Origin of the sequence: Nonomuraea sp. NPDC059023 (genome assembly GCF_042740095.1) — a bacterium.
Taxonomy (GTDB): Bacteria; Actinomycetota; Actinomycetes; order Streptosporangiales; family Streptosporangiaceae; genus Nonomuraea.
The window spans coordinates 1-12,933 of sequence record NZ_JBHYIO010000005.1 but is presented as its reverse complement, the minus strand read 5'-3'; the positions used below and the strand labels follow the sequence as shown (position 1 = coordinate 12,933).

Genomic DNA, 12,933 nt, shown 5'->3' with positions numbered 1-12,933 from the left:
GGCGTCACCAGAGTTCGGCCAACAAACCTTTACCGCATGATCGTCTGGGTGTCTTTGGTTCTTCGCGGGAGCGGAACCTATCGTCCAATCTGACTCACACGAATTCGACGGGGGCCGAAAATGGCGACACTGAGCGTCGGAACCACCATGAATGTGTCGGTGCGCTCCATCAACGACACCACATCCTCGGGGCTGGGCAGCTCGTTCAACGTCAGCAACGGATTTCCCGTGTCGGGGAAGGCACTGGCCACGCCCGGTGTTCCGCTGACGGTTCAGATCTCCGCCGAGAACGACAGGGGCGACGGCAACACCTGCACGTTCGTGGTCTCCGATCCGGAGGGCAGCGGACGCTTCCTCGGGGAGGCCTCCCTGACCTGGCAGGAAGGCGACAGCAGCGTCGGCTGGGTGGAGTTCAGCGGCTTCCCGGTGCGGGCCGACGGAGTCTCACCCACGGGTGACTGCGACTACGCCATTTCCCTGGTTCACAACACCGACTCGAGCGGCACGCGAGTCGGCATCCGCGTCTTCACCCTCTGACGGTAAGGAAAAGAACATGACAGAACCGGACCTGGAGACCCTCCCCGATCTGGAACTTCCTCAGCAACTCCCGGAAGCGGGGGCGGACGTCACCGAACTTCCGGTATTCGACGTCTGCGTGCGGTTCAACGGGCGTTCCTGGCGCTCTCTCAAGGTCGCCGCGCCTTCGCCGGAAGACGTCGCGACGATCATGGACAACTTCGTGGCCAACATCAACGCCATATTGGTTCAGCGGCGCTATCCACCGGGGATGTGCACCTGGACGCATAACGCCTGCCCGTGAAGTTTCCCGTCATGGCGGGTTGAGTATGGTGATGCGGACGCTGATGTGCGCGGGTACGCCCAGTTCGAGCACGTCCTGGAGCCATTGACGGTCGACCACCGTCTCGTCGGGCAGGTGGATGGTGACCACCGCCTCGTCCGTGCCGGGCAGGTAGCCGCCCGGCCGGGTGGACCAGCCGACGCCGCCCGAGTCGGTGACCCGCGCGTCGATGCCGGTGAGGGTCTTCACCAGCCTGGTCAGCGCGTCCAGGGTGCCGCGGCCCCGGTGCAGTGACACGGCGTCGGCCACGAGCGCGCGCCGCTGTTCCTCGGTCATCTGCTCGCCGAAGCCGATCGCGACCCAGCCCGCCAGCCACGGGAGCATGTCCGTGGGCGTGAGGGCGGGGTCGAGGTAGCTGTCCAGGCAGTCGAGCGTCGTGAGGATGGGGGCGAGCACCTCGTCCAGCGCCTGCGTCAGGTCCTGGGCCATGCCTTCGGCGAAGATGGCCGGTAGCTGCTCGCCCATGGGGTGGGCACTCGCCAGGTGGCCGACCGCTTTACGCATCGCTCGGTTTCCTCACTCTGATCTGGTGGCGGTAGGAGAAGACGAGGGCGTCCGGTTCCAGGACGATGCGCTGGGTGGGCTCGCCGCGGTCCCCGGTGACCGGGTCGGCCTCGAACAGCTGGATGTCCTCGACGAGTTCGACGCCCGAGACCCGCTGGAGGACGGCGTGCACGTCCCCCGACTGCACCATACGGCCGAACGGCCAGCCGGCGCCGAACTGACCGCCGATGATCGGATTGAGGTAGGCGTCGAGGGCGGACACGGCCTGGGCGCGCACCGCCTCGATGTTCGAGCCCGACCTGCCCTTCAGCCTGGCCACGACGGTGACGCCCTGGTAGAAGGGCGGCTCGACGAGCACGCGGGCACCCAGGCAGCGCCGTCGGTCCAGATGCCGCCCGATCTTCCCGACCAGTTCCTTGGAGGGCTGGAGGTGCTCGAAGCTCATGTTCGTCGGCTCCACCCGGGGTACCACCAGCACCCGGACCCCTTGATCCTGCCCGGGCACGCACCTGATCCGCGCCGCTTCCGGTGCCGCCTCCCGCGCGAGTTCCTCGTAGTCCTCGGCGGTGACGGCGCGGTCCCTGATGCGCAGTTGCAGCGGGCCTCGAGCGGCGGCGTTGGCCACCGACTCGCCGTCCACACCGCCGATGGCGGGCTTGCGGTTGACGACCGACGTCACGAACGGCACCGGCTCGCGCTGGACGTCCAGCATGCCGCGCGCCACGTTGCCGCGAGAGCCGCCGCCGGTCAGGTAGTACGGCACCTGGATGAAGGCGCCCTTCTCCGGCACGTCGCCGTACCGGAGCAGCGAGCCGTCCTTCTGCCGCACCGCGGGCCCGAAGACGATCTGGCCCGCCGCCCGGTCCACCATGATGTGCCGGTCGGCGGGTCCCGACGGGGCGAAGGAACTCACCTCGTTCCACTCCTGAGTGCCGTCACGCGCGTGCACCCGCACCACCATCGGCTCGTCGGCGAGGATGGGCGGGCGCTGCACGGTGAGCCGCTGCCCGGGAACTCCCTCCGCCACGCCGACGATCTCGTCCGCCACGATGTCGGCGTGAAACGCCGCGACCGTCCCGCCGACGGTCCGCGCGCGCACCGCCGTGATGCGCGGCGAGGCGGTGTACGACGGCCGGCCGTCCCTCGCCTCGACCACGCGGCACCGGAGCCAGCCCGCCCGCTGCTCGCCCACCACCGAAGCCGCGTGGCCGCCCGGCACGTGCACCTCCACCTCGCCGTCCTGGGTGAGCCCGCCCGTGGTGTCCCGGCCCACTTCGCAGGACACCCAGTCCTTGGCCTCCCCGTCCCAGTACTGCCATTCGAGAGGCGGATCGCGGGGATCGATTCCCGGCCCCGCGAGCGCGCAGGAGAACGTGAGGCCGACCACGCATCCGGGCACGGCGTTCGAGAGCCCGAAGTACACCGCGTCGCCCTGGCGGGGTGAGCGGGAGAAGCAGTCCACACCCGTCCCCTCAGCGAGCGTGTCGCTCTGGTTCACCGGAGCCGATCCGACGGTTCCGGTGGAGAGGCGGGTGAGCGAGCACGGGAGGATCAGCAGGTCGTCCGCCGTCGTGAAGACGATGGGCTCCTCCGCCTGCGCCCCATGGGTCTTGCTCGCCACCTGCGTGCTCTTGGGAACCGTGACTGTGTGCTCCCTGGACGCCGACAGCGTGAACGTGAGGTCGCACCGCGCCGGTGCCGGTGGAAACCGCTGTACGCCGATGAGGTCCAGATAACGGAGGTAGTGCAGGTCGGTGACCCGATTCAGGCGGTAGAGCAGCTGGTCGACCATGAACGCGAACGCCTCGATGAGCGTGATGCCCGGATCGGAGACGTTGTGGTCCGTCCAGTCCGGGCAGCGCTCCTGGACGAGGCGTTTGGCCTCGTCCACGAGGTCCTGGAAGCTCCGGTCGTCGAGGTTGGGAGCGGGCAGCGTCATCGTGCTCCTTCGTGCGGCGGGATGACGTAAAAGGGAAAGACGAGGTTGCGCGGGTCGTTGTCGCCGCGAATCGTGTAGCGGATGTCGATGAGCAGGATCCCTTCGTCCACGCGGCCGAAGCCCACCTGGACGTCGTGGAGGGCGACTCGGGGTTCCCAGCGTTCGATCGCCCGCCGTACCTCATAGGAGATGAGTCCCGCCGTGCCCGCGTTGGCGGGCGCGAACACCAGGTCGTGGATCGCGCAGCCGAATTCTGGGCGCATCGGCCGCTCGCCGGGAGAGGTGCCGAGGATGAGGCGGATGCTCTCCGCGACCTCCCGCTCCGCCGCGACGAGCGCGATCGATCCGGTGCGGTCCACCGCGATGGGGAAGGCCCAGCCCGACCCGATGAAGTCTCTGCTCATGGTCATCCGCCGATCGTCACCGTCGGGCAGCCGACGAGGATCATGGCGCCGCATCCGGCACGGTCGCCCACGCGTACGGCGGGCAGCCCGCCGATGAGCACGCTCACGCTGCCGGGCCCCACGATGGGCGTCGGCGGGTGCGGCGTGGTGGGGGAGGGGAAGGAGCAGGCGTGCATCGCGGTGACCGTCGCCGCCGGCATCCCGCCGATGAGCACGGTCGGCACACCGGGCCCGGTGATGACGCCGGGATGATCCGTCGGGTCGCCCACCCGTGCCGCGAACCCCATCAGTTGATCCTCACCTGGGTGCCTCTGATCTCCACGTCGGCCAGGCCGCTCATGGTGACGCGGGCGCCCTTGAGCTCCAGCGGCCCGTTGCCCGCGTCGATGGCGACGCCGTTGGCCCCCTTGATCGCGACCATGCCGGTGAGCGCGTCCAGCCGTACGGTCAGCCGCTCGTCACCGGAGGCGAGCAGGACTCCGCTGCCGTCGGTGACCGAGTCGACGAGCTCCAGCCGGTGGCCGGCCCGGGAGACCAGGGCGCGGACGTTCACCTCCCCGCTGACGCCGTCGATCACCGAGGTGGACAGGCCGGGGGGCGCGTCCTGGCCGTTGTAGAGCCCGCCGAGCACGTACGGGTGGTCGAAGTCGCCGTTCTCGAAGCCGACCAGCACCTCGTCGCCGACCTCCGCGGGCAGCACCGCTCCGCGCTCGCTCCCCGCACCGGCCGTGATCACCCTGGCCCAGCCACTGGTGTATCCGTCGGCCAGCCACGGCATGCTCAGCCGCAGCCTGCCCCGGCCCGCCGGGTCGTGTACGTCGCTCACGATCGCGGGCACCAGTCCCGTGCCGCCGGACGGCGCGGGGCCCGGAGAGGGTCCGGCCGACACGGCGAAGGCGGTGGTGTAGCCGGTGACCTCGGAGAACGTGTGCCGGGTCGTCGACAGCGTGTACTTTCCCTCGAAGGGCGCGCCGACGTTGGCCAGCGCCACCAGGGCGCCAGCCCGCAGCGCCGGATCCCCCCTGACCACGCCCTCCAGCTCGGCCGCGCCGCCGCCCAGCTCCGCGGCCAGCGCGTCGGCCGCCGCGCTCACTTCGGCCTGCGTGCGGTACGTGCTGTCGCCGGCCATCAACGACGGCGCCCCGAACCGCCTGCCCAGCGCGACCGGGTCGGCGCCGGGCACCTCCGCCTCGGTCGCGCGGGGGGCGGCCACGGCGGCGACCTCCTGCTTGTTCTCGGCGTCCCAGCCCCGCACTTCGACCTCCGGCACCTGCCCGCCCGCCGTGACGGTGGCGCGGAGCGACAGCAGGGCGCCGCCCGCCGCCACGGTGACCGCCGCCGCCCCGGCGGGCGGTCTGGGCCGCAGGAACGACAGCTTCCCGTCGGTGACGCGCACTCTGGCCCCGGTACGGCGGGCCAACCGGCACAGGAACTCCCAGTCGCTGATCCCGTCCTGGTTGATCTGCGTGTCGGGGCGGCCGCCGACACCCGGCAGCGGGTCGATCTCGCCCGGCCGCAGGCCCGCTCGCCGGGCCACCTTGCGCACGATGTCCGCCACCGTCATGTCCGGATATACGGCGACTCGCCGTCCGCGCATGAGCCGGTGCGCCTCGTCCATCCCCCGGACCTCGGCGAAGGCCCCGTCCGCGGCCAGGTCGAGGGCCACCGAGGTGATCTCACCGCTCATCAGGAGGCGGGGGCCGCCGGGATCGGAGGTCTGGACGCGCAGCCGTACCTTGGCGCCGATGGCGAAGCCGCCCTTGCTCAGCACCACGTTGGCGTCGTCACGGAAGCGCAGCACGAACACGTCGGGAAGATGCCCGCTGTCCTCGACATATCCCGACACGAGGCGCTCCGCGACGTCCTCCGGCAGGGGAGCGCCCTCGACGTCCACCACGAGGCCGCCGGTGAACAGCTCAGCGGCCACTGGTCAGCTCCTCGATCGTCGGGAGCAGCAGCCGCGTGCCGGGCCGCAGCCGCAACGGGTCGTCGACGTCGTTGGCCTCGGCGACGGCCCGCCAGAGGGCGGGGTCGCCGTACGCGCGGTAGGCCACCGCCGCCAGGGTCTCCCCGGCCACCACCACGTGCACCTCGACCGCGCCCAGCGCGCCCGAGGTCGGATTCTGCTTCGACGGGACCCCGGCGACCTCCTCCATCGTCACCGAGCAGACCGCCCTGATCGGCAGGCCACCTGGGGTGAACAGGGTGAACCTCGCCGCCACGTCGCTCACGAACGCGGTGAAACCGTTCAGCAACCCCCACCGCAGCACCACCCACGGCGGGCACGACTGGGCGTTGGCCAGCGTCCTGTCCGTGGGAACCACGCAGGTGAACAGCTTCTCCACCGCCTTGACGACCTTGTCGTCCATGGTGTCGCTCGCGTCGAAGAACATCTCCAGCGTCAGCTTGCACGGCTCCGGGCCCTGGAACTGCGGCACGCCGCTCTTCCTGGTGTTGCGCTGGGGGCTGCGCCGCCACCGCGCGGCCTTGGTGAACGACAGCTCGTTCGGATTGAACTGGAAGCCGATGGTGTCGTAGCGGGTGCCCGGCTTGCCGAAGCCGCCGCTCGGCGGATGAAGGAGCTCCAGATAGGCCCGTTCCAGGCTGGGCGGCGGGCCCTGGGCGGCGATCCCGGACGGCGCGGAAGCCTCGAACGCGACAGGCGTGGACACCGTCAGCCTCCCCAGCCCGGTCCGAAAAACCCGTGATGGGCCAGCTCGACCGTCTCCATGGCGGCCCTGGGCGTCCCGGCGTCGAACCGCGGCCCCGTCCACCTGACCGGAACGACGTCCCGCAGCCCCCAGCTCGTGATCAGCTCGCCCGCGAGCGTGCGCGCCTCGATCGTCGCCGTCCTGCGCGCCACGCCGTGCACCGTCCCCGCGAACCATCGGGTGACGTCCTTGCTGGCCGCGGTGACCGGCCTGGACAGCCGCACATTGGAGAACCGCACCCGGGTCGGTAGCTGCCAGACATATCCGTTGTTGCCGCCCTCCTCGCGCTCCTCCATCTCCACCTCGCAGCCGAGCCCGTCGCAGCTGTCGAACGTTCCCAGATCATGGCCGTCGATCTTGAGCACGTAGCACACCGCGACCGCGATCTCCTCCTCCGCCATCTCCGCCCCCTCAGAACCGCGAGCCCATGGACAGCCCCCGCCGCTCCCGATCCAGCCGCGAGTCGGCCCTCAACCTGCGTACCAGCAGCTCATAGACCGTCTCCACCAGCTCTTCCACCTTCATCGGCCCCTCCTCGCCGCTCTCCGCCCGCCGCGCGCCCGCCTTCCCCGCTTCCCGCACCGCCGACCGCTCCTCCCCGTCCCGCGTCCCCTGCACTTCTTCTGGTACGGCCCGCGTCTGGACTTCTTCCGGTACGGCCCGCGCCCCGCCCCAGGGCTCCCACTCGGCTCGCGCCGTTTGAACGGCCCGCGACGTTTGAACGGCCCGCGCCTCCGCGCCGTGCGCGTGCCCGGCAGGCGCCTCGTTCCCCCGCACCCGTGCACCCTCCGGGCCCGGTGGCCGCACTCCCGTTGATACGCCGGGCGGTGTCGTGGCGGCCGGTTCCCTGTGTGTCGGCTCGTGCGCGGGGAGCTGGGCTCTGGCCGGAGGGGGCGGGAGGTCTCCTGGTGCCCGCCGCACGTCGCTGTCCCTCTCTGTGCCGCCGCCACGCAAGATCCTGGGATCGGCGGAGAGGCCCGGCGGGAAGGAACCCCGTGCGTGCGGCGCCGATGGAGAGCCGAGCGTGGCCGAGTCCCGGGGTGTGGCGGAACGCTGGTGCATGGCGAAGTCTTGGCGCGCGGGGGCGTGCTCGCCGGGGGGCTCGGGGGTGGTCCCTTGGTCCGGTGTTCGTGGCTCGCTGGTCGTCGTGGCCTGCTCCGGGGCAGGTGGGAGGGGATGGGCTGGGAGTGGTTCGCCCAGACCCAGCGGGCGAGACGGAGGGGCATGGCCCGCTGGTCGCGGCATGACCGGGGGGCGGAGGCCGCCATCGGGCGTGCTCACGGCGGGGTCAGCCCATGCGGTGGGTACCGCGGGCGCGCTGGGTGTGGCCTCGTGGGTGGTGGCCTCGTGGGTGGTGGGCTCGGCGGTGCTGGGCTCGTGGGTGGTGGGCTTGGGGATGTGGCCCGGGGGAGGTGGCTCACCTTCGGGGGTGACAGGCGGCGTCGGCCGTACGGGATCAGCGGGTTGTGACGTGGCCCGCTCGGGCTGCGGTGCGAGCGGCGGCTGTGGTGCGAGCGGTGGGTGTGGTGCGAGCGGTGGGTGTGGCGCGAGCGGCGTGGGTTCGGGACGCGGGCTCACGGCCGGTGCCGTGTGCGAGGCCGTGGGCGTCGGCTCCACGGAAGGTGTCAGCGGGGAGGTCGGCGCAGGCGGCACATTCGCGGGCGATTCGGCGACGGGCGCCGGACTGCCGGGGAGTGCGGCGGGCCGCGGATCGAGCTCGGGCGATGGAGCGGGCCCTGTCACGGGGGAGTGGGTGCCAGGCATGGAGGTGCGCGCGGGCTCGTCGGGCGGCGGGGTGGAGTGTGAGCCTGGCGTGGGCTCGGTGGGTGTCGGGGTGGGGTGTGGGCTGGGCGTGGGGGTGGTGGGTGTCGGGGTGGGGTGTGAACTGGGCGTGGGGGTGGGGGTGGTCGGTGTTGGGGTGGGGTGTGTGCTGGGGGCGGGCACGGTGGGCAGCGTGGTGCGGGGGCCTTGGAACGGGATCGGGGTGGCCAGGTTGTGGACGAGGCCGGAGGGGGCTTCGGTGGACTGCTCGTGGGTGAGGAAGGTCAGGAAGGACGGGTTGCGCCAGGATGCCAGCGCCGCCGCGAAGCGTGCGGGGTCGAGCAACACGGGGTGCCGGGGGATGGAGAGGGGGATGGGGGGCAGGGTCTGCCAGTCGGCGCAGGAAGGGGGCGCTGATGGCTGCGGGCGGCGGGTGCGGCGCCAGGGCCATCTCATCGGGGGGCGCCCAGGGCGGCGATCTGGGCGACGAATCGTTCGCGGTCGGCGTGCTCCAGGTCCAGGATGTCGTCGAGCGGCCAGTGGAAGTGGTACGCGACGTAGGCGATCTCCCCGTAGAGACGGTCCGGCGCGTGGGTCACGATTCCCCCAGGCGGCTGCCCGAGAGGTCGACGGTGAACCCGTGCCCGCAGGCCGGGCAGCCCACGTCCGCGCGCGCGTGCCCCTCGCTGTTGACCCTGCGGTAGAGGTCCTGCAGGAAGGCGAGGTCGGCGGCGAAGAGGTTCTCGATGATCCCGGGGTGTACGTCGGCGATGCCGCCCAGGCGGGTGACCACCCGCCCGAGGAGCACGACCGTGAGGTAGGCGGCGTTCTCCCGTACCCGGTCGTCGCGCAGGGGGATGAGCTCGTCGCGGGCGGTGGCCAGGCGCATGACCCCGTCGCGGTGGAGGGTGCCGGAGGCGTCGAGGTATCCGCGGGGCAGCCGGAAGGGGAACTCGGTGCGCAGGGGCGCCTCTCCGGCGGGCGGCGCGGGGTCGGCGACGGCCGTCGATCGCCACATGCTCACTCGACCTCCATCTGCTCGTACGTGACGACCAGGGTCTCGGTGAGCACGTTGGTGTCGCCCGCCTTCATGGCGCTGATCTCCAGGCTCTTCGGCCAGGCGTTGACCAGCTTGTAGCGCTTGATGGGGTTGTTCTCGTAGTCGTAGACGATGATCGCGCCGCCTTTTCTGGCGTTGGACATCCGGCCGAACTGCGCCTCTTTGGCCCACTTCTCGAAGCTGTTGTCGGCGGTCAGGCCGCGTACCAGCGTCACCTCGCCCGCTCTGACGCGGCCGGGCAGCTTCTTGACGACGTACTTGCCGTCGGCGGTGTTCTGGCGCAGCTCGATGACGTCCTGCTCCATCTTGAGCCCGGCCACCTCGCTGATCTGTTTGATGACGATGCCGTCCACCTCCAGGCCGAAGGAGTGGGCGACCGCGGTGTCGAGGTCGGGAAGTGCCATCTGCGATCTCCTGTGTTATTCGCTGACGAGGCTGGTGCCGCTCGCCATCTGGGCCAGCCTGAAGACGACGAACTCGGCCGGTTTCACCGGTGCGACACCGATCTCGCAGACGACCAGGCCCTTGTCGATGCTCTCCGCCGGGTTGGTCTCACGATCGCACTTGACGTAGAAGGCCTCGTCCGGGGTGAGCCCGAACAGCGCGCCCCTGCGCCACTCCATGACGAGGAAGGCGGCGATGGTACGCCGGATCCTGGCCCACAGGGCGTCGTCGTTGGGTTCGAAGACCACCCACTGGGTGCCTTCCAGAATCGACTCCTGCAGGTAGTTGAACAGGCGCCGGACGTTCAGGTACCTCCATGGCGAGTCGGCGGGGGCGAGGGTGCGTGCTCCCCACACCCGGATCCCCCGGCCGGGCATGACCCGGATGCAATTGACGCGGGGCGGGTCGATCTGGTTCTGCTCCGCCAGGGTGAGCTGCGACTCCAGCGCGATGGCACCATGGATCACCTCGTTGGCCGGCGCCTTGTGCACCCCGCGGGTCGCGTCGCTACGCGCCCAGACCCCCGCGATGTGGCCACTGGGCGGGATGAGTCTCACCCCCTTGGTCTCCGGATCGAAGACCTTGATCCACGGGTGATAGAGGGTGGCCCACATGCTGTCCAGGCCGAGGTCGAGCTGCCATTCCTGCAGCTTTTGCGCGGACAGCCCCGGCGGCGCGTCGAGGATCGCCATCCTGTCCTTCATCGCGTCGCAGTGGGAGTGGAGCTGGCCCTGCACGACCTTCACGCCGTCGGCATCGATGGCACCCCGCTCGAACGCGCCCATCAGGTCGGGTATCGCGATCATCGTCACCGCGTCGACCGCCGCGAGACCGCTGAGGCCGCTGCGCTGCTCCTCGTTCCCGATGTACATGTCCGGGCCCACCTCGGCGGGCAGCACCGGAGGCGCGGGCGGCGTCCTCAACGTGATCGCCTGCGGCTCCAGCTTGACCAGCTCCGCGTCGGCCTCCTCGACCTTGATCAGCTTCGACTGCCGGACGGCCGTCGCCAGCGTGCCCTTACCGGACTTCGCCGGGAACTCGAAGGTCTCCTCGACCTTGCCGTCACGCTTGACCCTGATCGCGAACCTTTCCTCCGTCGACTGTTCACCCTCGGCCTGGGGCAGCTCGGACACCTCGACGCTGATGTCCCCGCTCTCCCCCTCGGGCAGTTCCTTGGCCACGATGCGGAAGGAGCCGAGCATCGCCTGTGGCGCGGGGGTCGGGGCGGCGCCGTCTCCGCCGATGCGGACCACATAGCAGGCGCTGCCGCCGTTGAGGAAGAACCCGTAGACGGCGTGCGCGAGCAGGCCGCCCGCGAAGGACTCACCGAACAGGCCCGTGTACTGGGTCCAGCTCGTCACCAGGGTCGGCTCGCTCGGTCCATCGCTCGCGAAGCCGACGAACGCGGCGACAGCCGTACCCACGCCCTCGATCGGCCTGGAACCGGAGTCGACTGCTTCGATGTAGACGCCAGGCGTCCTGTAGTCAGGCATCGCTCCTCCTCGGCGATAGGGCTACGTCGAGTTCTCCCCACTGCGCCGCCGCGGTGGCAGCATCATCGGGCGTCCATGGAGGCGGAGAGCACCGGCCTTTCGGGCATGCGTGCGCGGGCCTCATGGACGGCGCAAATCAACAACCTCTTCAAGATTCCGCGCGTCTGAGTGACTATGACCTCATCTACCGAGCACATCGGCCGTCGCTTCGGAGCATGGGCGGGCGCCGCCGCCCTGACGATGGTCCTGGGCGGAGGCGTCGCCAACGCGGCCACCACGGATGGCGTGACGGCACCGGCCGCCACCCGGGTCGACTGGGCGTCCGTGGTGGAGCCGATGCTGAACTGTCCCAAGCCGAAGCCGAAACCCGCCTGGTACGTCGTGCGCGCCCGCGTCGCGGCCGTGGGCGACCTCACCCGTGACCGACGCCGTGAGACCGTCGTCGTCTCGTCGTGCCCGAGCCCGACGTCGAGCAACCCCTTGGTCGCCTTCGTGTACGACGGAGTCTCCAAGCCCCACCTGCTCGGGCAGCTCGGCAAGAACCGCTACTTCAAGTCCATGAAGGTCTCGATCCGCGGCGGGCTCGTACACCTGCGCGGCAAGGTGATCAGCGACCGGGCCCCCAGGTGCTGTCCCGATCTGGTCGTCAGCCAGACCTACAGATGGGACGGCACGAAGTTCCGCAGAACGGCGGAGAAGGCGACGCGCATCTCCTGAGCCTGCGAAGTTCCCACGCCTCAGGGACGACGGCGGCATCGGTGTCTGGCTCACCGGTGCCGCCGTCGTCTTTCTCCAGAAATCCGCAATACGGAAAATTTCTACCGCTGTGCGGAATCTATGCGGGTTTCCAGGAACGCAAAAGTCTTGACGTGGATGGTGAGCCGGGTCATACTCTCGCAAAGCGGAAACAAGTTTCCACATCATGGAAAACCGGAGTCCCCGCATGTCGGTGCAAGTCATCACGATCATCGTGCTCGCCGCAGTGTTCCTCGTCGCCACCGTCCTGCCCGTTCACATGGGCGCCCTGGCCTTCGTCGCCGCCTTCATGGTCGGGGCCTTCGTGCTCGGCGAAGGCAAGGACGACATCGTCGCGGGCTTCCCCGGCGACCTGTTCGTCATCCTCGTCGGGGTCACCTACCTGTTCGCGATGGCCAAGGCCAACGGGACGGTCGACTGGCTGGTGCAGGCCGCCGTCCGCCTCGTACGTGGCAAGATCGCGCTCATTCCCTGGATGATGTTCCTGGTCACGGCGTTGCTCACGGCCGTGGGCGCGGTCGTGCCCGCGGCCGTCGCCATCATCGCCCCGGTCGCCATGGGCTTCGCCCTGCGCTATCGCATCAACCCCATGCTCATGGGCCTGCTGGTCATCAACGGGGCCAGCGCGGGCGGCTTCTCGCCCATCAGCATCTTCGGCAGCATCGTCAACGGCGTCGTCACCCGCAACAACCTGCCCGGCGATCCCGGGATGTTGTTCATCAGCTCCTTCACCTTCAACCTCGCCCTGTCCGCCGTCGTCTTCCTCCTGTTCGGCGGCCGTGAGCTGCTGCGGCGCAACGGGGAGCCGGTCGTCGAGAACGAGCCGGAAGGCGGCTCGGGCGGCACCGCCGTCATGGCCCCTCCGGCCGCCGGCGTGGTCGTGCTGAACAAGGAGCGCCTGCTGACGCTCACCGGCCTGGTCGTCCTGGCCGGAGGAGCCCTGTTCTTCGGCCTCGACGTCGGGTTCACCGCCATCACCGTCGCCGTCGTGCTCTCCCTGGT

At 70.1% G+C, this 12,933-nt stretch carries 16 protein-coding genes; 4 read left to right on the top strand and 12 right to left on the bottom strand.

All coding sequences use genetic code 11. The annotated features are described in order from the left end of the window. The first annotated feature begins 147 nt into the window (after positions 1-147). The gene (locus ACFWYW_RS10145) at positions 148-537 is read left to right on the top strand and encodes a hypothetical protein (protein ID WP_379610802.1); all 390 of its coding nucleotides are present in this window, start codon (positions 148-150) and stop codon (positions 535-537) included. Between the two features lie 16 nt (positions 538-553). Then, entirely contained in the window at positions 554-820 is a 267-nt protein-coding gene (locus ACFWYW_RS10140) for a hypothetical protein (protein ID WP_379610803.1), read from the top strand. Positions 821-829: 9 nt separating this feature from the next. On the opposite strand, the gene ACFWYW_RS10135 is transcribed toward ACFWYW_RS10140, so the two are convergent. The 12 genes from ACFWYW_RS10135 to ACFWYW_RS10080 all read right to left on the bottom strand — a co-directional run bounded on the left by ACFWYW_RS10135 (position 830) and on the right by ACFWYW_RS10080 (position 11,175). After that, the gene (locus ACFWYW_RS10135; protein WP_379610804.1) at positions 830-1,363 is read right to left on the bottom strand and encodes a phage tail protein I; all 534 of its coding nucleotides are present in this window, start codon (positions 1,361-1,363) and stop codon (positions 830-832) included. Then, positions 1,356-3,302, bottom strand: coding sequence for a putative baseplate assembly protein (locus ACFWYW_RS10130; protein ID WP_379610805.1), 1,947 nt, complete (start codon positions 3,300-3,302; stop codon positions 1,356-1,358). The genes ACFWYW_RS10135 and ACFWYW_RS10130 overlap by 8 nt, the downstream gene beginning before the upstream one ends. After that, a complete protein-coding gene (locus ACFWYW_RS10125; RefSeq protein ID WP_379610806.1) occupies positions 3,299-3,712 on the bottom strand; it encodes a GPW/gp25 family protein in 414 nt (137 codons plus the stop codon). The genes ACFWYW_RS10130 and ACFWYW_RS10125 overlap by 4 nt, the downstream gene beginning before the upstream one ends. Next, on the bottom strand, positions 3,709-3,993 hold the full coding sequence (locus tag ACFWYW_RS10120; protein ID WP_379610807.1) for a PAAR domain-containing protein: 285 nt from the start codon (positions 3,991-3,993) through the stop codon (positions 3,709-3,711). Before ACFWYW_RS10120 ends, ACFWYW_RS10125 begins: the two co-directional genes overlap by 4 nt. Continuing rightward, on the bottom strand, positions 3,993-5,633 hold the full coding sequence (locus tag ACFWYW_RS10115; protein ID WP_379610808.1) for a VgrG-related protein: 1,641 nt from the start codon (positions 5,631-5,633) through the stop codon (positions 3,993-3,995). Before ACFWYW_RS10115 ends, ACFWYW_RS10120 begins: the two co-directional genes overlap by 1 nt. Next, positions 5,623-6,378, bottom strand: coding sequence for a hypothetical protein (locus tag ACFWYW_RS10110; RefSeq protein WP_379610809.1), 756 nt, complete (start codon positions 6,376-6,378; stop codon positions 5,623-5,625). The genes ACFWYW_RS10115 and ACFWYW_RS10110 overlap by 11 nt, the downstream gene beginning before the upstream one ends. A gap of 2 nt (positions 6,379-6,380) precedes the next feature. After that, on the bottom strand, positions 6,381-6,818 hold the full coding sequence (locus ACFWYW_RS10105) for a phage tail protein (RefSeq protein ID WP_379610810.1): 438 nt from the start codon (positions 6,816-6,818) through the stop codon (positions 6,381-6,383). A 10-nt stretch (positions 6,819-6,828) separates the two neighbouring features. Further along, the gene (locus tag ACFWYW_RS10100) at positions 6,829-7,194 is read right to left on the bottom strand and encodes a hypothetical protein (RefSeq protein ID WP_379610811.1); all 366 of its coding nucleotides are present in this window, start codon (positions 7,192-7,194) and stop codon (positions 6,829-6,831) included. A 1,436-nt stretch (positions 7,195-8,630) separates the two neighbouring features. Beyond that, on the bottom strand, positions 8,631-8,777 hold the full coding sequence (locus ACFWYW_RS10095) for a DUF6760 family protein (protein ID WP_379610812.1): 147 nt from the start codon (positions 8,775-8,777) through the stop codon (positions 8,631-8,633). Continuing rightward, positions 8,774-9,202 (bottom strand): hypothetical protein, encoded by a 429-nt coding sequence (locus tag ACFWYW_RS10090; protein WP_379610814.1) that lies wholly within the window; start codon positions 9,200-9,202, stop codon positions 8,774-8,776. The genes ACFWYW_RS10095 and ACFWYW_RS10090 overlap by 4 nt, the downstream gene beginning before the upstream one ends. Beyond that, positions 9,199-9,642: a phage tail protein gene (locus tag ACFWYW_RS10085; protein ID WP_379610815.1), complete on the bottom strand. Its 444-nt coding sequence runs from the start codon at positions 9,640-9,642 to the stop codon at positions 9,199-9,201. Before ACFWYW_RS10085 ends, ACFWYW_RS10090 begins: the two co-directional genes overlap by 4 nt. Before the next feature lie 15 nt (positions 9,643-9,657). Beyond that, entirely contained in the window at positions 9,658-11,175 is a 1,518-nt protein-coding gene (locus tag ACFWYW_RS10080) for a phage tail sheath family protein (protein WP_379610816.1), read from the bottom strand. A gap of 174 nt (positions 11,176-11,349) precedes the next feature. Here ACFWYW_RS10080 and ACFWYW_RS10075 point away from each other — a divergent pair, with 174 nt between their 5' ends. Continuing rightward, positions 11,350-11,892, top strand: a complete 543-nt coding sequence (locus tag ACFWYW_RS10075) for a hypothetical protein (protein WP_379610817.1) — start codon at positions 11,350-11,352, stop codon at positions 11,890-11,892. Between the two features lie 226 nt (positions 11,893-12,118). Next, a partial coding sequence (locus ACFWYW_RS10070) for an SLC13 family permease (protein ID WP_379640955.1) occupies positions 12,119-12,933 on the top strand: 815 nt, incomplete at its 3' end.